The organism is Oerskovia sp. NPDC060287, assembly GCF_042726775.1.
GTDB classification, from domain to species: domain Bacteria; phylum Actinomycetota; class Actinomycetes; order Actinomycetales; family Cellulomonadaceae; genus Oerskovia; species Oerskovia merdavium.
On the sequence record NZ_JBHXBO010000007.1, the window covers coordinates 1 to 25,256 of the forward strand.

Here is a 25,256-nt window from a genome sequence, read left to right on the forward strand (position 1 = left end):
GGGCCGGGCTCAGTCCTCCGAGCCTGCCGGCTTCGCGAGCCCCGACGCGATGAGCGTCATGACGGACGAGTCCGCGAGCGTCGTCGCGTCCCCGACCGTGCGGTTCTCCGCGACGTCGCGCAGCAGGCGGCGCATGATCTTGCCCGACCGCGTCTTGGGCAGCTCGGGGACCACGAGGATCTTGCGGGGCTTGGCGATGGGCCCGATCTCCTTGGCCACGTGGTTGCGCAGCTCGAGCTCGACGGCCGCGGCGCCCTCCGGGTCCGCCGCGCGGGCAGCGTGCTCGCTGCGCAGGATGACGAACGCGACGACGGCCTGGCCCGTGAGCTCGTCCGTGGCGCCCACGACCGCGGCCTCGGCGACGAGCGGGTTCGAGACGAGAGCGGACTCGATCTCCGTGGTCGACAGGCGGTGACCCGAGACGTTCATGACGTCGTCGACGCGGCCGAGCAGCCAGATGTCGCCGTCCTCGTCCTTCTTGGCGCCGTCGCCCGCGAAGTAGATGCCCGGGAAGCGGGACCAGTAGGTGTCCTTGAAGCGCTCGAGGTCACCCCAGATGCCGCGCAGCATGGACGGCCACGGCTCGGACAGGACCAGGTAGCCGCCGCCCCCGTTCGGGACCGGCTGGGCGTTGTCGTCGACGACGTCCGCGACGATGCCCGGCAGCGGGACCTGGGCCGAGCCCGGCTTGGTCGCGGTGACGCCCGGCAGCGGCGAGATCATGATGGCGCCCGTCTCCGTCTGCCACCAGGTGTCGACGATCGGTGCCTTGTCGCCACCGATGACGCGGCGGTACCACATCCACGCCTCGGGGTTGATGGACTCGCCGACCGAGCCCAGGACGCGCAGGCTCGTGAGGTCGAACTTGTTCGGGATCTCCTCGCCCCACTTCATGCAGGCGCGGATCGCGGTGGGTGCGGTGTAGAAGATCGAGACCTTGTACTTCTCGATGATCTCCCACCAGCGGCCCTGGTGCGGGGAGTCGGGCGTGCCCTCGTAGATGACCTGGGTCGCGCCGTTGAGCAGCGGGCCGTAGGTCACGTAGGAGTGGCCCGTGACCCAGCCGATGTCCGCGGTGCACCAGTAGACGTCGGACTCGGCCTTGAGGTCGAACACGTTCTTGTGCGTGTACGCGGCCTGCGTCAGGTAGCCACCGGTCGTGTGCAGGATCCCCTTGGGCTTCCCGGTGGTGCCGGACGTGTAGAGGATGAACAGCGGGTGCTCGGCCTCGACCCACACGGGCGTGTGCTGGACGTCGGCCGCCTCGAGGGCGTCGTGCCACCAGACGTCGCGTCCCTGCGTCCACTCGACGTCCTGCTCGGTGCGGCGCACCACCAGGACGTGCTCGACCGTGGTGGGCTCGGCGCCGTCCTTGGCTGCGAGGGCCTCGTCGACCGCGGGCTTGAGCGCCGACGCGGACCCGCGGCGGTAGCCGCCGTCCGCGGTGATGACGACCTTGGCCTCGGCGTCGGCGATGCGGCTGCGCAGCGCGTCGGCCGAGAACCCGCCGAACACCACGGAGTGCGGGGCCCCGATGCGGGCGCAGGCCAGCATGGCGACGACGGCCTCGACGATCATGGGCAGGTAGATGACGACGCGGTCGCCCGTGGTCACGCCGAGCGCGTTCAACGCGTTGGCCGCGCGCGAGACCTCGCGCTGCAGGTCCGCGTACGTGACGGTGCGCGTGTCGCCGGGCTCGCCCTCGAAGTGGATCGCGACGCGTTCGCCGTTGCCGGCCTCGACGTGGCGGTCCACCGCGTTGTAGGCGGCGTTGAGCGTGCCGTCGCCGAACCAGCGCGCGACGGGCGCGTTCGACCAGTCGAGGGTCTCGGTGAAGGGCGTCCTCCACGACACGAGCTCGGTGGCCTGACGTGCCCAGAACGCGAGACGGTCGGCCTTGGCCTCCTCGTACAGCGCCGGCCGGGCGTTGGCCTGGGCGGCGAACTCGGGGCTCGGCGGGAAGCTGCGCTCCTCGTGGAGGAGGTTCTCCAGTCCCGTGGACTCGGGCTGCCCGTCGACCTGGTTCTCGGTGGCGGTCACATTCTCAGGCACTCTTACCTCCGGTGCGCATCGACTCTGGTGCGGGGGCTCATGACGTGAGATCCCCTCGGCCTGCGAGCGGCGCGGAGGGGTGCGAGACACGTCGAGCGACGGGGCCTGTCCTGCCCCGACTGGGCGAGTCTAGACCCGATCGGGTGACCGGCGTCACTGCTTCTCGAAATGGGCGAGGGTGCTGACAAAAGGGTGATCGGCGTCGTCCGGCCCGGGTTCCTCATGCGACAACGTCGCAGGAGTGCCACGATGGCCGGAACCCGAACTACTGACCAGGTGAGCACCCTGTGCTCGCTGCGAAAGGAACGTCGTGGCGCGATCTCGAGCAGTACGTCCTGTTCTCCCGGTGATCGCCCTGACCGGCGTCCTGGTCCTCATGGCCTGCACCACACCGGGCGGGAGCGTCGACGGCGCGAGCGCGGCGGGGGCCGACGGCACCGACGGCATAGTGCTCGCCGACGGCTACGAGCTGGGCGGGTACAACCCCGTCGCAGGCTTCGGGGCCGCGGGCGAGGCCAAGATGTACGACGGTCTGGTCCGCCTCACGGGAGGCGAGGGGATGCCCGGGTTCGAGCCCGCGCTCGCCGCGGAGCTCCCCACGGCCAACGAGGACGCGACCGTCTGGACCGTGAAGATCCGCCCCGACGTGACGTTCTCCGACGGCAGCACGTTCGGCGCCGAGGACGTGGTCGCGACGTACGAGGCGATCCTCGACCCGGCGTCCGCGTCCGAGGCCCGGTCGTCGTTCGACATGATCGAGGAGGTCGTCCAGACCGGCGACGACACGGTCGAGTTCCACCTCGCGTACCCCTACGCGCCGCTCCTGACAAAGATGCTCATCGGCGTCGTTCCCTCGGAGTCCGTCGCGACGCCGGGCCTCGCGGCCGAGTCCACGCTCAACACCGCACCGATCGGGACCGGGCCGTACACGCTCGTCGACCTGTCCCCGGACCGCGCGGTCCTCGAGGCCAACGAGGACTACTGGGACGGAGCACCCGAGGTCAAGAAGCTCACGCTCCTCTACGTCCCGGACGACAACACGCGCGCGCAGCGCATGGCCTCGGGCGAGATCGACGGCACCAACCTGCCGCCGCTGCTCGCGAACACGTTCGAGGGCAAGGACGGCATGACCGTCACGGCGCACACCTCGGCCGACTGGCGCGGCCTCTCGCTCCCCACCGACAACCCCGTCGCGGGCGACCCCGCGGTCCGCATGGCCCTCAACCTGGCCGCGAACCGGCAGTCGATGATCGACAATGTCCTGGGCGGGCACGGACGCGTCGCGGCGACCCCGATCCCTGAGGTCTACGGCGACGCCTACGAGCCCGGCGCGATCTTCACCTACGACCCCGCCCGGGCCGAGCAGATCCTCACGGACGCGGGCTGGATCGAGGGCCCGGACGGGATCCGGGTCAAGGACGGGCAGCGCGCGCAGATCGCGCTCATGTACAACTCGGTCGACACGGTCCGCCGGGACCTCGCGCAGGCCTTCGCGTCCGACGCGCTCGCGGTGGGCGTCGAGGTGAACCTCGAGGCGCTGTCCTGGGACCGGATCGACCCGCGCATCAACACCGACTCGACGCTCCTGGGCGGCGGCGACGAGCCGTTCGACCCGGACACGCAGGCGTACGGCGCCCTGAGCTCGGTGTTCGTCCAGCCCGACGTCGGCAGCATCTACGACAACCCGAGCGACTACCAGGACGCGACGGTCGACGCCGCGCTCGAGGTGGGGCGCCGCAGCCTCGACCAGGCCGAGCGCGACGCGGCCTACCGCGAGGTCCAGGACGCCTACGTCGACGACCCGGGCTACGTGTACCTCGTGTTCCTCGACCACACGTACGTCTCCAAGGACGCGGGCTGGACCATGTCGAGCCCCGTGCTCGAGCCGCACGCGCACGGCGTGACGTGGGGGCCGTGGTGGTCGCTGCAGTCCTGGACGCGGGACTGATGACCACGGTCCAGGCGGGGCGCGAGGAGCACCCGGCCGGTACCGGTCAGGACGCGGGGCAGGCAGGCACGGTGCCCGACGACGCCCCCCGCCCCTCGGAGGGCCAGGCACCCTCGGTGCAGGACCTGCGCCGGGGGCGCCACCGCGACATCTGGGCCATGGTGGGGCGCCGCCTGCTCTTCATCGTGCCGGTCACGGCGGCCGTCTCGGCGGGACTGTTCGCGGCGGCCAAGTACTCGCCGTTCGACCCCCTGGTCGGGTACCTCGGCACCCGGTACATGACCACGAGCGACGCCGACAAGGCGATCATCTCGGAACAGCTCGGGTTCGACCGGCCCTGGTACTCGACGTACTGGGGATGGGTGCAGGACCTGTTCGGCGGGGACCTGGGGCTGTCTCGGTCGTTCAACCAGCCCGTCGCCCAGGTCATCGGCGAGCGGCTGCCGTGGACGCTGCTCCTCGCGGGCACCGCGCTCGCGCTCGCGGTCGTGGTCGCGCTCGCGCTGGGGATCGCGGCGGGCGTGCGCAGCGGCGGGATCCTGGACCGGGGAGTCACGGCGCTGTGCGTCGTGGTGCAGGGGCTGCCGCCGTTCGTCATGTCGCTCGCGGCGATCGCGGTGTTCGCTCTCGCGCTGGGGTGGTTGCCCGCGGCCGGGCTCACGGACGGGGGAGCGGACCCCACGGTCGGGGGCGTGCTGCGGCACCTGGTCCTGCCGGTCGTGGTCCTCGCGATCTCGCAGGTGCCGTGGCTGCTGCTCGCGGTGCGCGAGTCGGTCGTGACGTCGAAGGGCGAGGACTTCGTGGCCGGCGCGGTCTCGCGCGGCATCCCGACGCCGACCATCACGCGCCGCCACATCGTGCCGACCTCGCTCGCGCCGTTCGTCAACATCGTCGGGGTGCGCCTGCCCGAGCTGGTCGTGGGAGCCGTCCTGGTCGAGGAGGTCTTCAGCTGGCCCGGCGTCGCGGGAGCGATCGTCACGTCGGCCCGCGACCTCGACATGGCGCTCCTGGCGTTCCTGACGATCGGGACGACGGTCGTGGTCATGGTCGGTTCGCTCCTCGCGGACGTCGTCGTGGCCCTGATGGACCCCCGGGTGAGCACCGATGGCTAGGCGCAACCTCGTGATCGCGGGCTCGGTCCTGGCCGTCGTGGTGCTCTACGCGGTCCTGGTCCCGTGGCTCGCGGGCGTCGACGACCGCGTCACGGACTTCGCGCAGGCACGCCAGGCGCCGTCGGCGGACCACCTGTTCGGCACCGACTCCGCGGGACGCGACCTGTTCGTCCGCATCGCGTCGGGCATCCGGACCTCGCTCGTCGTGGCGCTCCTGTGCGCGCTGCTCGCGACCGTGATCGGGGTCGTGGTCGGTACCGCCGCGGGGTTCTGGGGCGGGTGGCCGGACCGGATCATCATGCGCAGCACCGACGCGGTCAACGCGCTGCCGCACCTGCTGCTCGGGATCGTGATCGTCGCGATGTTCCGCGGCAGCCTCCTCGCGATCGTCCTGTCGATCGCCCTGACGCACTGGACGCAGGTCGCGCGCATCATCCGCTCGGAGATCCTCAGCCTGCGCCAGCGCCCGTACATCGACGCGGCGGTCCTCGCGGGCGCGAGCCGCTGGCAGGTCGCGGTGCGCCACCTGGTCCCCGCGACCGCGCCGCAGGCCATGATCGCCGTGGTCCTGCTCCTGCCGCACGCGGTGTGGCACGAGTCGACGCTGTCCTTCCTGGGCTTCGGGCTGCCTCCGCACGAGCCGAGCCTCGGCACGCTCCTCGAGGAGGCGCGCAGCTCGCTGCTCCTGGGCGGCTGGTGGACGCTCGTCTTCCCCGCGGCCGTGCTCGTGATCGTCACGCTCGCCGTGGCGTTCGCGGGACAGGCCCTGCGCAAGGTCATCACCCCACCCCAACCCTCGGAGCTGAGACTGTGAGCCTGCGCGTCGAGAACCTGACCGTGCGCCTGCCCCTGCCGAACGGGTCGGTCGTGCACGCCGCGAGCGACGTGAGCCTCGACGTCCCGCGGGGCACGATCACGGCCCTCGTGGGCGAGTCGGGCTGCGGCAAGTCGATCCTCGCCTCGGCCGTCATGGACCAGCTCCCGGCAGGGGCGCGCCGGAGCGGGTCGATCACGGTCACGACCCCGCAGGGCGCTCTGGACGTGTTCGCCGGCGAGCCCTTCCGGGGTCTGCATGCCGCGCTCGTCCCGCAGTCCGCGGCCACGCACCTCACGCCCGTGCGCACCGCGCGCTCCCAGCTCGACGAGACGATCACGACGCTCGGCTCCCCGCGCACGAGCGACGAGCTGGCCGTGCGCGTGGGCCTCGACCCGTCGGCGCTGGACTGCTACCCGCACGAGCTCTCGGGCGGGATGGCCCAGCGGGTGGCCGTCGCGGGGGCGCTCGCGGGCGACCCCTCGGTGATCGTCGCGGACGAGCCCACGGCGAGCCTCGACCGGGCCCTGACGGACAGGGTCCTGGGGCTGTTGCGCGAGTGCGCCGACGACGGTGCGGCGGTCCTGCTCATCACGCACGACCTCGCGTCCCTGGTCCGCACGGGCGTGGCCGACCGGCTCGCCGTCATGTACGCCTCGCGCCTCATGGAGACCGGCCCGGCGGCCGAGGTGTTCGACGACCCCTGGCACGACTACACGCGCGACCTCCTGGGCGCGCTGCCTTCACGCGGGCTGCACCCGCTGCCGGGCTCGCCGCCGCAGCTCACCGACCTGCCCGACGACTGCGTGTACTTCCTGCGCCGCCCCGAGACGCGGCAGTCGGGAGGCCCGACAGCCCTGGTCCAGGTCGGCGACCGTTCCTACCGCACGTTGCGCGAGGTGGCCTGATGAGCCTCGAGGCGCGTGGCGTCGTGGCGGGATACCGCCGCAAGCCCCCGGTCCTGACCGACGTCTCGATCAGCGTCCCGGCGGGCACGATCGTGGGACTCTCCGGGCCCTCGGGCACGGGCAAGACCACGCTCGCCCGTGTCCTGGCGCTGCTCGACGCACCGCGCGCCGGGACCGTGACCATCGACGACCAGGTCGCGACGGGCACGCGGTTCGCGGTCCAGGGGGACCTGCGCGGATCGGTCGCGATGCTCTTCCAGTCGCCGCGAGCCTCGACCGACCCTCGCCTGACGCTGCGCTCGATCATCGCCCAGCCCGCCGAGGTCGCCCGTCGCCCGGTCGACGTCGAGGGGGTCGCGGCGCGCGTCGGCCTGACCCCCGACCTGCTCACGCGCAGGCCTTACCAGGTCTCCGACGGGCAGCTCCAGCGGGCCTGCCTGGCCCGGGCGCTCGCGCAGGAGCCGCGCTACCTGATCTGCGACGAGGCGACCGCGATGCTCGACGCCGCGACGACCGCCACGCTCGTGCGCCTCGTCGAGGCCGAGGCCGCCGCGCAGGGCGTCGGGGTCCTGCTCATCAGCCACGACGAGGAGCTGCTCGCCGCGTGCTGCTCGCAGGTCAGCGCGCTCGCGGACCTGCGGCGGGCGCCGGCCCCCCGCTGAGCGGTCCGCGTCCGGGCGGGGCGGCCGGGGGAGAGGCGTCCTGCCCGACGGCGGTGCGCGGCGCCGTCGGGCACGTCGCCCCGACGAGAGGTCCAGCCGGGCCGGGCGTCGGTCAGACGACCGACGCGGCGGCCTCCTCCTCGCGTGCCGCGGCCTCGACGGCCGCCGCGACGACCGTCGTGACCTCGGGGTTGAACACGCTCGGCACGATGTAGGTCGGGTTGAGCTGGTCCTCGTGGATCGTCGAGGCGAGCGCTCGGGCCGCCGCGAGCAGCATGGTGTCGGTGATCTTGTGCGACTGCGCGTCGAGCAGACCGCGGAACACCCCCGGGAACGCGAGCACGTTGTTGATCTGGTTCGCGAAGTCGCTGCGGCCCGTGCCGACGATCGCGGCGTGCTGCGCGGCGTCGACCGGGTCGACCTCGGGCTCGGGGTTGGCCATGGCGAACACGATCGAGTCGGGTGCCATGGTCGCGATGTCGTCGCCCGTGAGGATGCCCGGCGCGGAGACGCCGATGAAGACGTCGGCCCCCGCGAGGGCCTCGACGAGCGTCCCGCTCACGCGCCGCGGGTTGGTGCTGATCGCCGTCCAGGCGAGCGCGGGCGACAGGCCGGGCCGGTCGGGGTGGATCACGCCGTCGACGTCGGCGACCACGACGTCGTGCGCGCCCGCGGCCAGGAGCAGCTTGAGGACCGCCGTCCCCGCGGCCCCCGCCCCCGACAGCACGATCCGCACCTCGGCCAGGTCCTTGCCCACGACCTTGAGCGCGTTCGTCAGGGCCGCGAGCGCGACGATCGCGGTGCCGTGCTGGTCGTCGTGGAACACCGGGATGCTCAGCTCGGCGCGCAGGCGACGCTCGATCTCGAAGCAGCGCGGCGCCGAGATGTCCTCGAGGTTGATGCCCGCGAAGACCGGCGCGATGGCCTTGACCGTGCGCACGATCTCGTCGACGTCCTGCGTGTCCAGGGCGATGGGGAACGCGTCGATGTCCGCGAACCGCTTGAAGAGCGCGGCCTTGCCCTCCATGACGGGCAGCGACGCGAGCGGGCCGATGTCGCCCAGCCCCAGGACCGCCGACCCGTCCGTGACGACCGCGATCGTGTTGCGCTTGATCGTCAGGCGCCGCGCGTCCTCGGGGTGCGCCGCGATGGCCTCGCAGACCCGCGCGACGCCCGGCGTGTAGATCATCGACAGGTCGTCACGGTTGCGGATGGGGACCTTGGACTCGATCTGGAGCTTGCCGCCCAGGTGCAGCAGGAACGTGCGGTCCGAGACCCGGTCCACCGTCACGCCGTGCAGGGTACGCAGCGCCGCGACGATCTCCGCGGCGTGCGACTCGCCGCGCGTCGCGACCGTGACGTCCACGGTGATGCGCTCGTGCCCCGAGGCCGTGACGTCGAGGGCCGAGACGATCCCGCCCGACTGCTCGATCGCCGTCGTGAGCTCGCTGACCGCGGTGGGCCTGGCCTCGACCTGGAGGCGGACGGTGATGGACGAGGAAACGCTCGGCGCTGAGGTCATGTGGTCAGCGTATTCGCCTGTCGTGCGCAGCTGGTGCACCGAGCAGGTGAGCGGCGGACCCGGCGTGGCGGTGGCGCCGGAAGAGGCCCCGGGCACGGGAACGGCGCCCCCGGAGGGGCGCCGTGCTCGCCAGCGGGACGGGGGTTAACAAGCGTGCTGCGAGGGTAGGTGCTGCAACGGGGCGAGCCCGGTCAGCCAGTCCTATGCGTGGACTTCTCGCGCGTGGGTTCCGCCCGTCCCTGATGCTGTTGTTCCTCAGTGATACGCCGCTCCGGGACGCCGCGCAAGGGGTGGCGGGGAGAACGGGAGAACCTCCACCGGGTGTTCGATCCCGAGCCGGGAGGAGCCGGACAACGGGGACCCCGCGGGTTCGAACAGGCCACGTTCCGGCCCGCTCGTGCGGACCGCCGGGAGAGCCCGGGGCATCGCTACCCGGCACGCCCCGAGCGCTTGCGCACCGCGCGCCACACGAGCCAGCCGACGACCGCGACCGTCACGGCCCCGCCGACCACGACCGCGCCCCGAGGCGGCGCGAGCTGGGTGCGCAGCGTGACGGGGCGCACGAAGGTGAGCGTGCCCCAGCCGCTCTCGCCCGCGAGGCGGCGCAGCGTCCGGTCGGGGTTGACCGCGAACCCGTGGCCGACCTCCGCGAGCATGGGAGCGTCGGTGATCGAGTCCGAGTAGGCGTAGGACGCGTCGAGGTCGTAGCCGTGGGTCTCCGCCAGCTCGCGGATCGCGAGGGCCTTGTTCTCGCCGTACGCGTAGAAGTCGATCTCGCCCGTGTAGCGGCCGTCGACGATCTCCATGCGCGTCGCGACGTAGTGGTCCGCGCCGAGCACCGCGGCGATGGGCTCGACGACCTCGGAGCCCGAGGCCGAGACGATCACGACGTCGTGCCCCCGGTCGTGGTGGCTCACGATGAGCTCGACGGCCTCGGCGTAGACGACCGGATCGATGTACTCGTGCAGCGTCTCCTCGACGATCTGCGAGACCACGCGCACGTCCCAGCCCGTCACGAGCGAGCTGAGGTGTGCGCGCATGCGCTCGGTCTGGTCCGCGTCCGCGCCGCCGACCATGTAGAGGAAGTGCGCGTACGCGCTGCGCAGCACGTCGCCGCGGCTGATGAGCCCGCCCGCGTAGAACGGCTTGGAGAACGCGGCGGTCGACGAGGTCGCGATGATCGTCTTGTCCAGGTCGAAGAACGCGGCGACCTTGCGCGGGCGCGTCTCGCGGGCGCCTGGACGGGGAGGCGCGAGGGGCGCGCTGCGCGGACCGGTCTGCGGTGAGTCCTGGGGCTGGGTCACCCGGTGAGCCTAACCGGCGAGCGCACGAGATGTCCCGGTTCGGCAGCGTCGTCGTGCCGCGGGTGCCGTGCGGTCCCGGGCAGATCCACCCGACGGGATGTCGTCGTGCCGCCCGCGCGGTACGTTCGGCCGGACGGACCGTGGCCCAGCCCCGTGGGAGGCACGCATGATCACGCTCGACGAGCTCCGCGCCATCACGATCTTCGAGCCCCTTCCCCCCGAGCCGCTCGAGTTCCTCGTCGGGGCGGTCGAGGACATCCGGCTCCTGCCGGGCGAGTACTTCGCGCACGAGGGCGACGAGCGCGCGTTCTTCGTCGTGATCGAGGGGCGTGCGGAGATCACCAAGATGATCAACGGCGACGAACGCGTGATCGGGGTCCGCACCCCGGGCATGTTCTTCGGCGAGGTGCCCATGACGCTCAGCACGAGCTTCCCGGCGAGCGGGCGCGCGACCGAGGCCACGCGCATCATGAAGCTCGACGCGACGGTCTTCTACGGTCTCGCGGCCATGGCGCCGGCGGTCCCGGCCCACGTCGCGACCCTGGCGCGCAGCTACCTCGACGCGCTCCAGGCGCACGCCTCGGAGAAGCCCGTGGCCGAGGCGCACGTGATCGGGCCCCGGCTCGACGCGGGCGTCCGCGACCTGGCGACGTTCCTCACGCGCAACCACGTGCCGTTCGACCGGGTCGTGGTCGAGGCGCCGGCCGAGGTCGCGGCGAGGGTCGCGCCCGCGCACCCGGTCCTCGAGCTGCGCGACGGGTCGCGGCTCGTCGCGCCGACCATGCGTGAGGTCGCGCACGCGGTCGGTCTGGCAGTGGAGCCCACCGCACCGGACTACGACGTCGTGATCCTCGGCGGGGGGCCCGCGGGGCTGACCGCGGCGGTCAACGCTGCGGCCGAGGGCCTGCGCACGCTCGTCGTCGAGAGCCTCGCGCCGGGCGGCCAGGCAGGGACTTCGACGCGGATCGAGAACTACACCGGGTTCCCCTACGGCATCTCGGGGGACGACCTCGCGAGCCGCGCGCTGACCCAGGCGCAGCGGTTGGGCGCCGAGATCGTCGTGACGCGCACGGTCGAGTCGATCGACCCGGGATCGCACCGGGTCGTGCTCGACGGCGGGGACGCGCTCGGGGCGCAGGTCGTGATCGTCGCGACCGGGGTCGAGTGGCGCACGCTCGCGCTGCCGGCCGTGGACCGCTACCTCGGCAACGGCCTGTACTACGGGGCCGCGCGCAGCGACGCGGCCCTCGCCCAGGGGCAGGACGTCTGCATCGTCGGCGCGGGGAACTCGGCAGGGCAGGCGGCGATCTTCTTCTCGCGGCACGCCCGGTCCGTCACGATGCTCGTGCGCGGTGAGTCGCTCGCTGCCAGCATGTCGCGCTACCTGATCGACCAGATCGCCGCCAACCCCGGGATCCAGGTCGAGACCCGGGCCCAGATCGTCGACCTGCACGGTGACGAGGGACTCGAGCACGTCGACGTGCTCGACGGGCGGACGGGGGAGACCGCTCGCCGTGCGCTCCCGGTCGTGTTCGTGATGATCGGCGCGGACGCCGTGACGGGCTGGCTGCCCGCGGAGGTCGCGCGCGACTCGCACGGGTTCGTGCTCACGGGGGCCGAGGCCGCGGCCGCGCCGCAGTGGACCGCCGAGCGCCGGCCGTTCGCCCTGGAGACGAGCGCCCCGGGGGTCTTCGCGATCGGCGACGTGCGCTCCGGGTCGGTCAAGCGTGTCGCGGCCGGGGTGGGCGAGGGCGGGATGGTGATCGCGTACGCGCACCAGTACCTCGCTCTGGCTCACTGACGTCGGGCTCGTCCACAGGGGCACGGCGGGCGCGGTCGTCCACAGGCCCGACGGCGCAGCCCCCGCCCTCGGTCGTCTCGCCCCAGGATGAAGGTCGGCCCGTGCGGACGGGCCGGTGCGGAGGAGGTCCGCGGCCCGCTCGTCGAGCCCACGGCTGCCCCGCGCGTCGCGACGAGAGGGGGAGCCGTGGGACGGGAAGAGGCCGACGTGGTGGGGGTCGTCGGGGCGTGCGGCGGGGCCGGGGCGAGCACCGTGGCAGCAGCGCTCGCGGACGGGTTGCAGCGGGCCGGGCGACGACCGGTCCTCGTGGACCTCGCGACCACGGGCGCAGGGATCGACGTGCTCCTCGGGATCGACCATCGGGACGGCCCGCGCTGGGCGGACCTCCGTGACGCCCGGGGCGAGGTGGACGGCCGAGCGCTCGTGGAGCTGCTGCCGACCTGGTCCACCGTGCCGGTCCTCAGCGCCCACCGCGCCGACCCGGTGGTCCTCGACCCGGGCGTGGTCGTCGACGTGTGCTCGGCGCTCGCGGACGCGTGCGACGTCCTGGTGCTCGACCTGCCGCGCGCGGCGCTCGCTGCGGGGGCGGTCGCGTCCGCGCCGACCGCGGCCGGGGCCGGGGCGGGAGCCGGGCCCTGCGAGAGGGGAGACGCCGACCACGCTGCGCTCGTCGGGGCGTGCGACACGCTGTTCCTCGTGACCCCGCTCGAGGTGCCCGCGGTCGCGGGAGCCGTCGCGGCAGTCACGCTCGCGCGCCGCACCGGAGCCGACCGGTCGATGCGCCTGGTCGCACGGCGACCCGCGCCCGGGCGGCTGGACCCGTGGGAGGTGAGCGACGTCGTCGGGCTCCCGCTCGCGTGCGTCGCCGGATGGGACCGGACCCTCGCGGCGCGCGTCGACCGCGGGCAGGGCCCACCCGTCGGAGCACGTCGCCCCCTGGGACGCGCAGGACGCGAGCTCGCGGCGCTCGTCACCGCCCGGACGGTCACCCGAAGCCCGGTCCTTGCGTGAGCCCGATCGACGACGGGCTCCTGGCCGAGGTGCGCGGCCGGCTCGTCGGGGGCACCACGGCCGACGACTCCGAGCTCCGGGCGGCGCTGCGCGGCACCGGGCGCGTGCTCGGCAGCGACGCCCTGACCGACCTGACCCGGCGCGCACGTGCCGAGCTGTACGGGGCCGGACCGCTCCAACCCTTGCTCGAGGACCCCGACGTCACCGACGTCCTGGTCAACTCGCCCGCCGAGGTCTGGGTCGACCGCGGGGCGGGCCTCGAACGTGCGCCCGTGCACCTCGGGAGCGTGGCCCAGGTCCGGGCGCTCGCGGTCCGGCTCGCTGCCGCGGGCGGGCAGCGGCTCGACGACGCGAGCCCGCTCGTGGACGCGCGGCTGCCCGACGGCACCAGGCTGCACGCAGCGATCGCTCCCGTGTGCGAGTCGGGGGCCGTGATCTCGCTGCGCGTGCTGCGCTCGCGGGCCTTCACGCTCGACGAGCTCGTGGACTCGGGCGGGCTGCCCGCCCCGTGGGGCCCGGTGCTGCGGCGCCTCGTCGCGGCGCGCGCCAACATGCTCGTCTCGGGCGGCACGGGGACGGGCAAGACGACGCTGCTCGCCGCGCTGCTGTCCCTCGTGCCGGGGCACGAGCGCGTCGTGTGCGTCGAGGAGGCGCGCGAGCTCGTGCCCGACCACCCGCACGTCGTCCCCCTGACCGCGCGGCGCCCCAACGTCGAGGGCGCGGGGGCCGTCGACCTGGCGGACCTGGTCCGCAACGCCCTGCGCATGCGCCCGGACCGGATCGTCCTGGGCGAGTGCCGTGGTGCCGAGGTCCGCGAGGTCCTCATGGCCCTCAACACGGGTCACGACGGCGGGCTCGCCACGATCCACGCCAACTCCGCGTCGGTCGTCCCCGCGCGGCTCGAGGCCCTCGCTGCGTTGGCGGGGATGACGCGCGAGGCCGTGGCCGCCCAGGCAGCGGGGGCGCTCGACGTGGTGCTGCACCTGCGCCGGTCCGGGCGGGTCCGGTACCTGGCGGAGATCGGTGCCGTGCGGCGCGACGTCCGGGGCGAGCTCGTGGTCGAGCCCGTCGCGACCTGGGACGGCGTGCGGGAACCGGTCGCGGCCGAGGGATGGGACGCGTTCGCCGACCGGTGGAGCGGGGTGTGAGCGGCGATCTCGCGGTCGCGGTCACGGTCGGGTGCGCGGTCTGGGTGGCCGTGGCTCCTGCGGGTCGGCGAGCCGCAGAGGTGACGGCCGGTCATCGGGTGCGGTCGGCGGGGTGGCGAGAGGGCTCCGGGGTGGTCGCGCGGGCTCTCGGTCGACGTCCGGTCGCCGGGCGTTCGGTGCGCGTGCTCGTCTCGCACGTCGCGTCGTTGGTGCGCTCGGGGAGCGCGCCCGGCCACGCGTGGGCGACCGCGGCCGGCGTGCGGGTGGACCCCCGGGGTGTCCCCGAGACCGCCGACCTGCGCGTGGTCGTGGGCGCACACGGCTCGGACGAGGCGTCGGGGCAGGTCGCGGCGGTCGTCGCGGCGAGCCGGTTGGCGGCCGACGTGGGGGCACCCCTCGGGGCGGTCCTCGAGTCGATCGCCCAGGCGCTGTCCGCGGAGTCGGAAGCGCGGGCCGACCGGGAGGCGTCGCTCGCCGGCCCTCAGGCGACGGCGCGCGTGCTGCTGTGGCTCCCGGCGGTCGGGGCGCTGCTCGGCGTGGTGCTGGGGGTCGATCCTGTGGCGACCGCGCTGGGTGGCGGGGTGGGATCTGCTGGGCTGCTGGCGGGCGGGGTGCTGCTCCTGGTGGGTCGCCGGTGGTCAGGTCGACTGGTCGCGAGGGCCAGGGCGGCGGGGGCGCCGCCGTGAGCGTCGACTGGCCGCTCGCGGTGGCGTTGTCGTGCGGGTTCCTGGTCGCCGCGAGCCCGTGGTGCGTCGCCCGGGCGGGAGTGCGGGCTCGGCTCGGTGGCCTCGTGGCCGTCGCGGCAGCTCCCGGCCGGACGCCGGGGACGGGCGGGCCGGTCGAGATCGGTGTCCTGCTCGAGCTGCTCGCGGCTGCGGTCCGCGCGGGGACGAGCGTCCTGCGTGCGCTCGAGGCGGTGGGCCAGGCGGTCGGGGGGCCCGACGGCGTCGCCCTCCACCGCGCCGGAGCGGCGGTCGTGCTCGGGGCCGGGTGGGCCGAGGCGTGGTCCGGGGCGCCGACGCGGCTGGACGTGGTGCGTTCGGCGCTGGCACCGGCATGGGAGCAGGGAGCCGCTCCGGGGGAGTCGTTGCGCGTGGCGGGCGAGCAGCTCCGGCGAGACCAGCAGGCGGCCGCACGGCAGGCCGCAGCGAGGCTCGCGGTGCACCTGGTCCTGCCGCTGGGGGTGTGCTTCCTGCCGGCGTTCGTCCTCATCGGGCTGCTGCCCGTGCTGCTGTCGTTGGGCGGTGGGGTGCTCGGTGGTGGGTGAGGGGTGGCTGGTGCTGGTGCTGGTACTGGTGGTGCTCGTGCTGACGTGCGAGCGGTGGCGTCCGTGGGACTGCTGCCGATGCTGCTGTCGCTGGCCGAGCTCGGCGGCGGGGAACGGATGCCGGGTGATGGTGCGGACGGTCGTGCCGAGGTGAGCGGCAGGGGCGGTGACTGATCGCAGCCCGGCGCGCGGCGAGCCGAGGACGCGGGGCTGGCGGCGTGGTAGCCGAGGGTGGGGGTCAGCGGCGCCCACGCTGCGAGCCGTCGTCGAGGAGGTCGTCGACTGGACAGCCGAACGCTGCGGCGATGGTGCCGAGGTCGTCGAGCGACCAGGCGACCTTGCCCGTGAAGCGCTGCGAGATCGCGCTGCGCGACCGACCGAGCAGCTCGGCGAGGTCCTCCTGGCTGATGTCGCGCCGTGCGGACTCGAGCCGGATCGCGCCGGCAGCGACCCGGCTGAGCGGTACCCCGTACCCGGAGGGCAGGGGGAGATCGTCGAGCGGCCACGACGGGCCTTCCGGGATCATGTGGGCGAGTGGTCGGGGGAGCATGTGTGCCTCGCAGGGGTGTGTGGGAATCGGGAGTCGTGTTCGATGAGCGGGCCGTGGTTTCGCTGAGCGAACAGCGCTCGCCACAACACTTGGGGACTCGCCAGACGTTCCTGGACTGCTCGCCGCGGAGTCCTGAACTCGTGGAGTCTCCGAGGCAGCCAGCCACGTGGACGAGGTTCAGCGATGCTGCTGATCGGATGCCACTGATCCATGCTGGCCGGCAGGCGGGCCATGGGTCAGGCTTTCCACAGGTCCACAGGTCCACAGGTCCACAGGTCCACAGGTCCACAGGTCCACAGGTCCACAGGTCCACAGGTCCACAGGTCCACAGGTCCACAGGTCCAGTCCGCCCGAGCTAGCCGACCAAATCCTCACGGACCTCCGCGAGCCGCCGCGTCAGATGCTCTCGCTCGGCCGCGTTCCCGCACCGGCCGATCGCCTCCTCGAACGACGCCACGGCCTCGGCAGGTCGGCCCGCACGCGCCAGCAGCTCGGCACGGGTCGCGGGTAGCCGATGGTTGGTCCGGAGCGCCTCGTCGATCCCCTCGAAGTCGTCGATCAGCGTGAGCCCGGCGGTCGGCCCCTCGGCCTCCGCGACCGCGACCGACCGGGCGAGCCGGACCATGGGCGAGCCCGTGGCCGTCTCCAGCTCGGCGTACAGGTCGGCGATCCCGCCCCAGTCCGTGTCGGTAGCGCGTCCCGCGACAGCGTGTGCGGCGGCGATCGACGCCTGGAGGCGGTACTCGTGCGCGAGGCCAGTGACGCCGTCGGGCACGGAGGCCAGCAGCGCGAGACCCGACGCGATCTCGCCGCGGTGCCACCGCGACCTGTCCTGGTCCGCCAGCAGCACCAGGGCCCCCTCGACGGAGACGCGTGCGTCGCGCCGCGAGTGCTGGAGCACCATGAGGGCGAGCAGCGCCCGCACCACGGGGCGCCCCGGCAGGAGCTCGTCGAGCAGGCGTGCCAACCGGATCGCCTCGCCCGCCAGGGCCACCCGCAGCACGTCGGGCCCCGTGCCCGGCGCGTACCCCGCGGTGAAGGTCAGGTACAGGACCGAGGCGACGTCGTCGAGCCGGTCGTCCAGGCGCTCGGGCGCCGGCACCTCGAACGGGATGCCCGCCGCCACCAGACGCTTCTTCGCACGCGTCAGACGCGCCGCCATGGTCGCGTCCTGGACCAGGAAGAGCCGCGCGATGTCCGGCACGGGCAGGCCTGCGACGAACCGCAGCGTCAACGCCGCACGCGACTCGACCGACAACGCCGGGTGGCAGCACGAGAAGACGAGGCGCAGCCGGTCGTCGGGCAGGTGCGCGCCGTCGTCGACCATGCCCGGCGTGCCGTCCGCCGCCTCGGCCGCGGACTGCGCCTCCACGATCATGAGCGGCTCCTTCTGGGCCGCGACCGCCTCGGCGCGCAGACGGTCGAGGACGCGCCGCCCGGCCGCTGTCCGCAGCCAGGCGGCAGGAGAGTCCGGCACGCCGTCGACGGGCCACGTCCTCGCCGCGGCCGCGAACGCGTCCGCGAGCGCGTCCTCCGCGAGATCCGGACGGCGGTAGCGCGCGACGAGCATCGCGAGCAACCGCGCCCAGTGGTCGCGCCACGCCGAGGCGAGCGCGTCGTCGACGAGCGTCACGGCTGCGCGACCGACGACGACGTCACAGGCCGTCCACGTCCACGACCGGACGCAGCTCGACCGTGTACTGCGGCAGGAGGGTGACGGCCTCGATCGCGGTGTCGATGCTCGGCAGCACGGCGACGTAGAAGCCCCCGAGCTGCTCGGCGAGCTCGGCGAACGGCCCCTCGGTCACGACCACCGCACCCTCGCGGCTGTGGACCGTCGTGGCCGCGGCGATCGTGCTCAGCGCCTCCGCGGCCACGATGCTCCCGTGGTTCCTGAGGAACGCGGCGAACTCGTCGTGCTGGGCCATGTACCGCGAACGTTCCTCCGCGGAGGCATCGGCCCAGACCTGCTCGTCCCCGTACAGCAGGAACATGACCTTCACGGCTCAGGCCTCCGCCCGTGCGCCGGCGGTCGCGGCGGCGTCGTCGACCCCGCCGTGATCCACCGTGGGGCGGATCTCGTACGTGCAGCCGTCGCCCGCGAAGACCTCGTCGATGATCGTCACGAGGCCCGGCAGGTCGTCGCTCACGACCAGGTAGATGCCGCCGATCTGCTCGGCCAGCTCGGTGAACGGGCCCTCGGTCGTCCCGACCCCCGGGCGGACGAGGGTCGCCGTCCCGGCTGCCTCGAGCTCGACACCGCCCGAGATCCGGTGACCCTCCGCCTCGACACGGCGCGAGAACTCCTCGTGCTGGGCCATGATCTCCTCGGCCAGGTCCGGGCGCATGGCGGGCGTGCCGTCTTCCGGGGCGTGGATGAGGACTGCGTACTCGGTGCTCATGATTCCTCCAGGTGGTGCGGATGGATGGTCCTTCATCACGATGACGCGCGACCACCGACGGAATCGACAGCCCCTCGCGACCAGTTTCGCGGGTGGTCGCGGCGGGCGCGAGAGACCGCGGGGTACGGGCGTGCGCAGTACCGGTCACAAGCTGACCTGTACTGGTCGCACGATGGCGGCATGAGCTCACCGACAAGTCCCGGTACCCGATGGAGAGAAACCCCGATGCCCGACCTCAGCGACTTCCCCGAACCCACCCTCGTTCCTGTCAACGGAGTGGAGCTCGAGGTCTTCGAAGCCGGCCGGCACAACGCAGGACGGCCCGTCGTGCTGTGCCACGGCTGGCCGGAGCATGCCTCTTCCTGGCGCCACCAGGTGCCCGCCCTCGTCGCGGCGGGCTATCACGTCATCGTCCCGAACCAGCGAGGTTACGGCGGCTCGTCCCGCCCGGCCGACGTGACGGCGTACGACATCGAACATCTGTCGGGCGATCTCGTCGCGCTTCTCGATCACTACGGGTACGACGACGCCACGTTCGTCGGTCACGACTGGGGTGCGTTCGTCGTCTGGGGGCTGACGCTGCTGCACCCGCACCGCGTCAACAGGGTGATCAACCTGAGCCTGCCGTACCAGGAGCGCGGAGAGCGGCCCTGGGTCGAGCTCATGGAAGAGGTGCTGGGCGGCGACTTCTACTTCGTCCACTTCAACCGACAGCCAGGCGTCGCGGACGCCGTGCTCGACGCGAACACCTCCCAGTTCCTCCGCAACCTGTACCGGAAGAACGAGCCCCCCAGAGCACCAGAGCCCGGCATGGCGATGATGAACCTCGCCCGGGCGCAGACGCCGCTCGGCGAGCCCGTCATGAGCGACGGCGAGCTGGCCGTCCTCGTGTCCGCGTTCGAGTCGACCGGTTTCACAGGAAGCATCAACTGGTACCGGAACCTGGACCGCAACTGGCGTCTCCTGGCGGGCGTGGACCCGATCATCCGGCAGCCGACACTCATGATCTACGGCGACCGGGACCAGGTCGCGCGGTCCGAGAGGCTGGCAGAGTTCGTCCCCCAGGTGGACGTGGTCACCCTGGACTGTGGTCATTGGATCCAGCAAGAGCTGCCGGAGGAGACCAACCGAGCGATCCTCACCTGGTTGGCGCAGCAGGAGGCCGTCAGAGGGTCATGACCCCGCCTCGCGGGAGCGCCTGGCCCCTGCGAGCGGGCTGTCCACAGGATCTCCCGCGGGGTGCCGCTCCACAGCGGCGACCCTCGGCCCAGCGCGCGAGGGCCGCCGTTCGCCACAGTGGGCGGCACGGCCCGCGACAGGCGGGCCACGAGAGCCAGGAGGCACCCATGAAGGCCATGCACCGAGCGAGAGCGACGGGAGCGGGGCTGCTCGTCCGCGTCCGCGGTGACGATCCGGAGTCCGGTCTCGCGACCGCCGAGTACGCGGTGGCGACCATCGCCGCCGTCGGGTTCGCGGGCCTGCTGATCGCGATCCTCAAGAGCGGCGAGGTGCGCGAGATGCTGCTCGGCATCATCCAGCGCGCCCTGTCGATCGGGTGAGCGTGACGGCCATCAGCACGTGGGCGCCACGGTCGGCGACCTCGCGGCAGCGGACGCGGGGTCGGTCGCGGCGTCGGCAGGGGCGGGGACGGAGGTCACCGGACCGTGAGCGCGGCACCGTGACCGCCGAGCTCGCCCTGGCGCTGCCCGCGGTCGTCCTCGTGCTGGTGGCCGTCCTCACGCTCGCCGCGGCGGCGAACGCGCAGCTCCAGGCCGCCGACGCCGCTCGCGCCGCAGCCCGGGCCGTCGCGATCGGTGAGGACGATTCGGTGGTGCGTGCCGTCGTCGGGCAGGTGGCCGGTGCGGACGCCACGGTCACCGTCTCGCGCGGCGACCCGTGGGTCGAGGTGCGGGTCGCCAAGCCCGTGGTCGGCGGCTGGCTGTCGAGCTCGCCGCTCCAGGCACGCGGGGCCGCGGTCGCGTGGAACGAGCCGTGAGGCCCGGCGACCGGGGTTCGGGGACCGTGCTCGCACTCGGTCTGATCGCGGTCGCGCTCGTCCTGGGGCTCGCGCTCGCGGCCTTGTCGTCCGCGCAGGGCGCGCGGGGACAGGCTCAGACGGCAGCGGACCTCGCGGCCGTCGCCGGGGCGACCGCCCTCCAGGGGGGTTGGGACGCGTGCCCGACGGCGCGCGAGACCGCGGAGCGCAACGGCGCCGTGGTCGTGGCGTGCGTCGAGCAGGGCGACGGGGTGGTCAGGGTCGACGTCACGCGCGAGGCGACGGGATGGGCCGGGGCGCTGGGGACGGCGCGGGCCGCGGCACGGGCGGGACCGGCGTCGGCACGGTGACTCGTCGGGCTCGGGCCACGGTCACGCAGGCGCGTACGCGAGCACCGCGTCGAGCAGGCGGACAGCCGCGGCCTTGTCGAGCGGGTTGTTGAAGTTGCCGCACTTGGGCGACTGCACGCACGCGGGGCAGCCGTCCGTGCACGGGCAGCGCGAGATCGCGGCCCGGGTCGCGCGCAGCCACGTCGCCCCCAGGCGGAAGCCCCGCTCGGCGAAGCCCGCGCCGCCCGGGTAGGCGTCGTACACGAACACGGTCGCCTGCTCGGTGTCGACGTGCATCGCGGTCGACACCCCGCCCAGGTCCCAGCGGTCGCACGTCGCGAGCAGCGGCAGGAGGCCGATCGACGCGTGCTCGGCCGCGTGGAGCGCTCCCGGCGCCGTCTCGGCGTCGATGCCCGCGGCCTCGAGGACCTCGGCCGGGACGGTCCACCACACGGCGGTCGTCGGGAGCGTGTGCTCGGGCAGGTCGAGCGGTTCGACACCCAGGATCTGCAGGTCCGGCAGGCGTCGGCGCTGGAAGCTCACGACCTGGCTCGTGACCTCGACAGGCCCGAACCCCCAGCCGATCGGGCCCCACCAGCGCTGGATCGCAGGGTGTGCGGCGTCGTTCGGTGCCGAGCCCTGCGGGACGGACGGCTCGTCGCCCGGAGTGGGCTCCGCCGTCGGGCCGTCGTCCGACGGGGCTGCCTCCGCCGTCGGGCCGTCGTCCGACGGAGCCGAACCGACCGAGGCCTGGGCCTCGCCCTGGCCCTCGTCGCGGATCCCGTGGATCGCGATCTCCGTGACGGATCGCGACCACGTCCCGAAGTCGACGTCCCGGCGTGCGACGAGCGCGACGCCGTCGCGCAGGTCGAGGGTCTCCACGACGTAGCTCACGCCCTGGTGCACGTAGACCGCGCCGTCGTGGACCGACCCGTCGGCCGAGGCCGCGTCGACCGTGCCGAGCAGGCGGCCCGTGCCGGACTCGACCACGCGCACGGGCGAGCCGCCCGAGCCGCGCAGGTCCGTCATCGCGGCGGCGGACTGGGCGTGGGTCCAGTACCACCCGGACGCCCGACGGCGCAGCGCACCCCGCGCGACGAGCACGCCCAGGAGCTCGGTCACCGCGGCGGGGTCGCCGAACACGGCGAGGTCCGACTGTCGCAGCGGGACCTCGGCGGCCGCCGCGCACAGGTGCGGCGCGAGGACGTACGGGTTGGCGGGGTCGAACACCGTGGCCTCGAGCGGGGCCGCGAAGATCGCCTCGGGGTGGTGCACGAGGTAGGTGTCGAGCGGGTCCTCGCGCGCGACGAACGCGACCAGGCCGTCGGCTCCTGCCCGCCCCGCGCGGCCCGCCTGCTGCCAGACCGACATGCGCGTGCCCGGCCAGCCCGCGATGAGGACCGCGTCGAGGCCCGAGATGTCGACGCCCAGCTCGAGCGCGTTGGTCGTCGCGAGGCCCCGGATCGCGCCGCTGCGCAGCGCCTGCTCGAGCGCTCGGCGCTCCTCGGGCAGGTACCCGCCGCGGTACGCCGCGACGCGGCGCGCGAGCTGGGGCGAGACGACGCGCAGGTGGTCCTGGGTCTGGGTCGCGACGGCCTCGGCCCCGCGGCGAGACCGGGTGAAGGCGAGCGTGCGGGCGCCCGCGGCCGTGAGGTCGGCCAGGAGGTCCGCGGCCTCGGCGGTCGCGGACCGGCGCGGGCGCTCGGGCGGGTCGCCGGGGGTCGCGGGCTCGTCGGGGTCGCTCGTCAGGCCCAGCTCGTCGTGGGCCGTGGGGTCGATCAGCAGGGCCTCGGCGAGTGCCGCGTCGGCCGCCGGGTCGTTCGCCGCCGCGGCGCGGGCCTGCGCGGCCTCGTATCCCAGGACCTCCGGGGGCTGCCAGAGCGCGAACGTCTTGCGCCCCGCGGGGCTCGTGTCGGTGTCGACCGTGACGATCTGCTCGGGCGGGACCCCGATGAGCCGGCCGGCGCTCGCCGCGGGGTCGGCCGTGGTGGCCGAGGCGACGACGAAGGTGAGGCGGTTCCGGGGGGTGCCGGCCGGAGCGGACGACCCGGCTGGTGGCGCCGGCGCGTAGTGCGCCTGGAGCCGGGCGAGCCGCCGCAGCACGAGCGCCACGTGCGCCCCGAACACGCCCCGGTAGGAGTGCCCCTCGTCGACGACGACGTAGCGCAGGTTCCGCAGGAACCGCGCCCAGCGGCGGTGGTTGGGCATGAGCGCGAAGTGCAGGAAGTCGGGGTTGGTCAGCACGACGTCGGCGTACTCCTGGACCCACTTGCGCTCCTCGAACGAGGTGTCGCCGTCGCACGTCGAGACCTTGACGTCGTTCGCGCGCGACGCGTCGAGCAGGCGCTGGAGACCGTTGACCTGGTCGGCCGCGAGGGCCTTGGTCGGGCTCAGGTAGAGGACCGTGCCGCGCGACCGGGTGCTCTCGATCCGGCCGGGGGCCAGCGTCTCGGCCGCGCGGTCGGCGCGCACCGCGGTGAGCGCGGGCAGCCAGAACGCGAGCGACTTGCCCGAGCCGGTCGAGGTCGCGAGCGCGACGTGCCGGCCCGACCAGGCGGCCTCGGCCGCCTCGACCTGGTGCGCCCACGGTCGCTCGACGCCCATCGAGCGGTAGCCCGCCACGAGCGAGGCGTCGGCCCAGCCGGGCCAGTCGGCGTGCTGACCGGGGCGCCCGGGCAGGTGCTCGACGTGCGTCAGCCGGTCGGCGCGGCGGCCGCCTGCGAGCAGGACGTCGAGCAGGGCGCCGGGACGGTCGGGCACGGTCGGGAGACCCGTGCTGGTGCGGTCGCGAGCGTCCGGGTCGCCGGTGGGCGAGGAGCCGCGCGACGGGCTGGTCGACGCGGCGTCCGGTTCCGGGGTTCGCGACGGGCTGGGCACGTCTTCGAGTCTCCCACCTGGGGCGTGCCGGGCCGAACCGTCGCGCGGACGCTGCCCCCGGGACCGCGAGGTAGAACGTCCTGCGCGACGTAGTACGCGAGGGGTTCTACCTCGCGCAGGACGTTCTACCTCGGCGACTCGGGCAGGGCAGGCAGGGCCGCCGTAGCGCCCGCCCGCCCTCCTCAGCCCGCGAACACCTGCCTGATCGCCCGCGACAGGTAGTACGGGTCCGCGACGGCCGTGAGCTCGCGCGCCGAGTGCATCGAGAGGATCGGCGCGCCCACGTCGACCGTCCGGATCCCGAGCCGGGTCGCGGTGAGCGGCCCGATCGTCGACCCGCACGGCACGGTGTTCTCCGAGACGAACTCCTGGCTCGGGACGCCCGCCGCGGCGCAGGCGGCGGCCCAGGCTGCCGCGCCGTGGGCGTCGGTCGCGTACCGCTGGTTGGCGTTGATCTTGAGGATGGGGCCGCCGCCGGCCAGCGGCCGGTTGGCCGGGTCGTGGCGCTCGGGGTAGTTGGGGTGGACCGAGTGGCCGACGTCGCTCGACACGCACAGCGACCCCGCGAGCGCACGGTGCCGGTCCTCCTCGCTCGCTCCGAACCCGGCGCTGATGCGCGAGAGCACGTCGGCGAGGAAGGGGCCGCTGGCCCCCGAGCGGGTCTCGCTGCCGATCTCCTCGTGGTCGAACGCCGCGAGCACGGCGACGGGCGTCTCGTGCCGCCCCCGGTGGCCGGCCCCGGCAGACGCCCCGGGCGCCCCCGCCGCCACGTCGAGCAGCGCCGTGAGCCCGGCGTGCACCGACAGCAGGTTGTCGAGCCGCCCCGAGGCGAGCAGCTCCTCGTGCGCCCCGAAGATCCGCGGGGCCTGGGTGTCGGCCACGACCAGGTCGTACCCGCCGACGTCCGCGGCCCGCACGCCCGCGTGCTCGGCGAGGAGCGCGAGCAGGTCCGCGTCGGGGGCGCCGAGCGCGCCGAGCCCCCACACCGGCTGGGTGTGGCGCTGCTTGTCGAGCGTCAGACCGTCGTTGGCGCCGCGGTCGAGGTGGATCGCGAGCTGCGGGATGCGCAGCAGGGGACCGGTGCGGACCAGGTGGCTGCGGCCGTCGAGCGTCACGAGGCGCCCGGCGAGCTCGAGCTCGCGGTCGAGCCACGAGTTGAGCAGAGGGCCGCCGTACACCTCGACGCCCGCCTGCCACCAGCCCTCGCGGCCCGTGGTGGGCTTGGGCTTGAGCTTGAAGCCGGGGGAGTCGGTGTGCGCGCCGAGGATCGCGAAGGGGGTCGTGGCGCTGGCCCCCGCGGGCGTCGTCCACGCGATGACGGCACCGTCGCGCACGACGACGTAACGCCCCTCCGCGCCCGCGAGCGGCCAGGCGTCGGCCTCGTCGAGCAGCGTGAAGCCCGCCTCGACCGCGCGGCGGGCGACCTCTCGGGCCGCGTGGAACGACGAGGGCGAGGCCTCGACGAACCGGGCGAGGTCCTCGGCGTGGGCGCGGGCCTGCGGGGACGGACCCCGCGGGGTGGCGACCACGGGAGAGGCGGGGCGGGCGGGGAC

General features: G+C 73.8%; 23 protein-coding genes. 14 read left to right on the forward strand and 9 right to left on the reverse strand.

Annotated elements, in window-relative coordinates:
• Positions 1–9 precede the first annotated feature (9 nt).
• Positions 10–2,040, reverse strand: coding sequence for an acetate--CoA ligase (gene acs / locus ACFWFR_RS01275; protein ID WP_377620678.1), 2,031 nt, complete (start codon positions 2,038–2,040; stop codon positions 10–12).
• Positions 2,041–2,398: 358 nt separating this feature from the next.
• Here acs and ACFWFR_RS01280 point away from each other — a divergent pair, with 358 nt between their 5' ends.
• Genes ACFWFR_RS01280 through ACFWFR_RS01300 form a run of 5 tightly spaced genes read left to right on the forward strand, consistent with a single transcriptional unit; the run spans position 2,399 to position 7,496 of the window.
• A complete protein-coding gene (locus ACFWFR_RS01280; RefSeq protein ID WP_377620680.1) occupies positions 2,399–4,000 on the forward strand; it encodes an ABC transporter substrate-binding protein in 1,602 nt (533 codons plus the stop codon).
• Positions 4,000–5,112: an ABC transporter permease gene (locus tag ACFWFR_RS01285; protein ID WP_377620682.1), complete on the forward strand. Its 1,113-nt coding sequence runs from the start codon at positions 4,000–4,002 to the stop codon at positions 5,110–5,112. The genes ACFWFR_RS01280 and ACFWFR_RS01285 overlap by 1 nt, the downstream gene beginning before the upstream one ends.
• Positions 5,105–5,926: an ABC transporter permease gene (locus tag ACFWFR_RS01290; RefSeq protein WP_377618292.1), complete on the forward strand. Its 822-nt coding sequence runs from the start codon at positions 5,105–5,107 to the stop codon at positions 5,924–5,926. Before ACFWFR_RS01285 ends, ACFWFR_RS01290 begins: the two co-directional genes overlap by 8 nt.
• The gene (locus tag ACFWFR_RS01295; RefSeq protein ID WP_191800703.1) at positions 5,923–6,834 is read left to right on the forward strand and encodes an ATP-binding cassette domain-containing protein; all 912 of its coding nucleotides are present in this window, start codon (positions 5,923–5,925) and stop codon (positions 6,832–6,834) included. The genes ACFWFR_RS01290 and ACFWFR_RS01295 overlap by 4 nt, the downstream gene beginning before the upstream one ends.
• Entirely contained in the window at positions 6,834–7,496 is a 663-nt protein-coding gene (locus ACFWFR_RS01300) for an ABC transporter ATP-binding protein (protein ID WP_377620684.1), read from the forward strand. The genes ACFWFR_RS01295 and ACFWFR_RS01300 overlap by 1 nt, the downstream gene beginning before the upstream one ends.
• A gap of 112 nt (positions 7,497–7,608) precedes the next feature.
• Here ACFWFR_RS01300 and ACFWFR_RS01305 read toward each other — a convergent pair whose 3' ends face one another.
• Together ACFWFR_RS01305 and ACFWFR_RS01310 are read right to left on the reverse strand one after the other, a co-directional pair.
• Positions 7,609–9,018, reverse strand: a complete 1,410-nt coding sequence (locus tag ACFWFR_RS01305) for an NAD-dependent malic enzyme (RefSeq protein ID WP_377620685.1) — start codon at positions 9,016–9,018, stop codon at positions 7,609–7,611.
• A gap of 428 nt (positions 9,019–9,446) precedes the next feature.
• A complete protein-coding gene (locus ACFWFR_RS01310; RefSeq protein WP_377620687.1) occupies positions 9,447–10,322 on the reverse strand; it encodes an HAD family hydrolase in 876 nt (291 codons plus the stop codon).
• 166 nt (positions 10,323–10,488) lie between these two features.
• Between ACFWFR_RS01310 and ACFWFR_RS01315 the strand changes: the two genes are divergently transcribed.
• From ACFWFR_RS01315 to ACFWFR_RS01335, 5 genes are all read left to right on the forward strand, one after another.
• The gene (locus ACFWFR_RS01315; protein WP_377620689.1) at positions 10,489–12,123 is read left to right on the forward strand and encodes an FAD-dependent oxidoreductase; all 1,635 of its coding nucleotides are present in this window, start codon (positions 10,489–10,491) and stop codon (positions 12,121–12,123) included.
• 186 nt (positions 12,124–12,309) lie between these two features.
• Positions 12,310–13,134 carry a septum site-determining protein Ssd gene (gene ssd / locus ACFWFR_RS01320; RefSeq protein WP_377620691.1) on the forward strand — a complete coding sequence of 275 codons (825 nt, stop codon included), beginning with the start codon at positions 12,310–12,312 and terminating at the stop codon, positions 13,132–13,134.
• Positions 13,131–14,282, forward strand: a complete 1,152-nt coding sequence (locus tag ACFWFR_RS01325; RefSeq protein ID WP_377618301.1) for a TadA family conjugal transfer-associated ATPase — start codon at positions 13,131–13,133, stop codon at positions 14,280–14,282. The genes ssd and ACFWFR_RS01325 overlap by 4 nt, the downstream gene beginning before the upstream one ends.
• Positions 14,279–14,968, forward strand: a complete 690-nt coding sequence (locus ACFWFR_RS01330) for a hypothetical protein (RefSeq protein WP_377620692.1) — start codon at positions 14,279–14,281, stop codon at positions 14,966–14,968. The genes ACFWFR_RS01325 and ACFWFR_RS01330 overlap by 4 nt, the downstream gene beginning before the upstream one ends.
• On the forward strand, positions 14,965–15,549 hold the full coding sequence (locus tag ACFWFR_RS01335; RefSeq protein ID WP_377620694.1) for a type II secretion system F family protein: 585 nt from the start codon (positions 14,965–14,967) through the stop codon (positions 15,547–15,549). The genes ACFWFR_RS01330 and ACFWFR_RS01335 overlap by 4 nt, the downstream gene beginning before the upstream one ends.
• 238 nt (positions 15,550–15,787) lie before the next feature.
• Here ACFWFR_RS01335 and ACFWFR_RS01340 read toward each other — a convergent pair whose 3' ends face one another.
• The 4 genes from ACFWFR_RS01340 to ACFWFR_RS01355 all read right to left on the reverse strand — a co-directional run bounded on the left by ACFWFR_RS01340 (position 15,788) and on the right by ACFWFR_RS01355 (position 18,501).
• Positions 15,788–16,099 (reverse strand): helix-turn-helix transcriptional regulator, encoded by a 312-nt coding sequence (locus ACFWFR_RS01340; RefSeq protein WP_377620696.1) that lies wholly within the window; start codon positions 16,097–16,099, stop codon positions 15,788–15,790.
• Between the two features lie 355 nt (positions 16,100–16,454).
• A complete protein-coding gene (locus tag ACFWFR_RS01345) occupies positions 16,455–17,732 on the reverse strand; it encodes an RNA polymerase sigma factor (RefSeq protein WP_377620698.1) in 1,278 nt (425 codons plus the stop codon).
• Between the two features lie 22 nt (positions 17,733–17,754).
• Entirely contained in the window at positions 17,755–18,093 is a 339-nt protein-coding gene (locus tag ACFWFR_RS01350; protein WP_377620721.1) for a YciI family protein, read from the reverse strand.
• A 12-nt stretch (positions 18,094–18,105) separates the two neighbouring features.
• Entirely contained in the window at positions 18,106–18,501 is a 396-nt protein-coding gene (locus tag ACFWFR_RS01355; RefSeq protein ID WP_191800720.1) for a YciI family protein, read from the reverse strand.
• A gap of 225 nt (positions 18,502–18,726) precedes the next feature.
• Between ACFWFR_RS01355 and ACFWFR_RS01360 the strand changes: the two genes are divergently transcribed.
• From ACFWFR_RS01360 to ACFWFR_RS01375, 4 genes are all read left to right on the forward strand, one after another.
• The gene (locus ACFWFR_RS01360) at positions 18,727–19,680 is read left to right on the forward strand and encodes an alpha/beta fold hydrolase (protein ID WP_377620700.1); all 954 of its coding nucleotides are present in this window, start codon (positions 18,727–18,729) and stop codon (positions 19,678–19,680) included.
• Between the two features lie 167 nt (positions 19,681–19,847).
• Positions 19,848–20,060, forward strand: a complete 213-nt coding sequence (locus ACFWFR_RS01365; protein ID WP_225219868.1) for a DUF4244 domain-containing protein — start codon at positions 19,848–19,850, stop codon at positions 20,058–20,060.
• A 119-nt stretch (positions 20,061–20,179) separates the two neighbouring features.
• Positions 20,180–20,497, forward strand: coding sequence for a TadE family type IV pilus minor pilin (locus tag ACFWFR_RS01370; RefSeq protein WP_377620702.1), 318 nt, complete (start codon positions 20,180–20,182; stop codon positions 20,495–20,497).
• Entirely contained in the window at positions 20,494–20,847 is a 354-nt protein-coding gene (locus ACFWFR_RS01375) for an Rv3654c family TadE-like protein (protein WP_377618315.1), read from the forward strand. Before ACFWFR_RS01370 ends, ACFWFR_RS01375 begins: the two co-directional genes overlap by 4 nt.
• A 21-nt stretch (positions 20,848–20,868) precedes the next feature.
• Here ACFWFR_RS01375 and ACFWFR_RS01380 read toward each other — a convergent pair whose 3' ends face one another.
• The gene (locus ACFWFR_RS01380) at positions 20,869–23,586 is read right to left on the reverse strand and encodes a DEAD/DEAH box helicase (protein ID WP_377620722.1); all 2,718 of its coding nucleotides are present in this window, start codon (positions 23,584–23,586) and stop codon (positions 20,869–20,871) included.
• Between the two features lie 299 nt (positions 23,587–23,885).
• Entirely contained in the window at positions 23,886–25,232 is a 1,347-nt protein-coding gene (locus tag ACFWFR_RS01385; RefSeq protein WP_377620724.1) for a M18 family aminopeptidase, read from the reverse strand.
• Between the last annotated feature and the right edge of the window lie 24 nt (positions 25,233–25,256).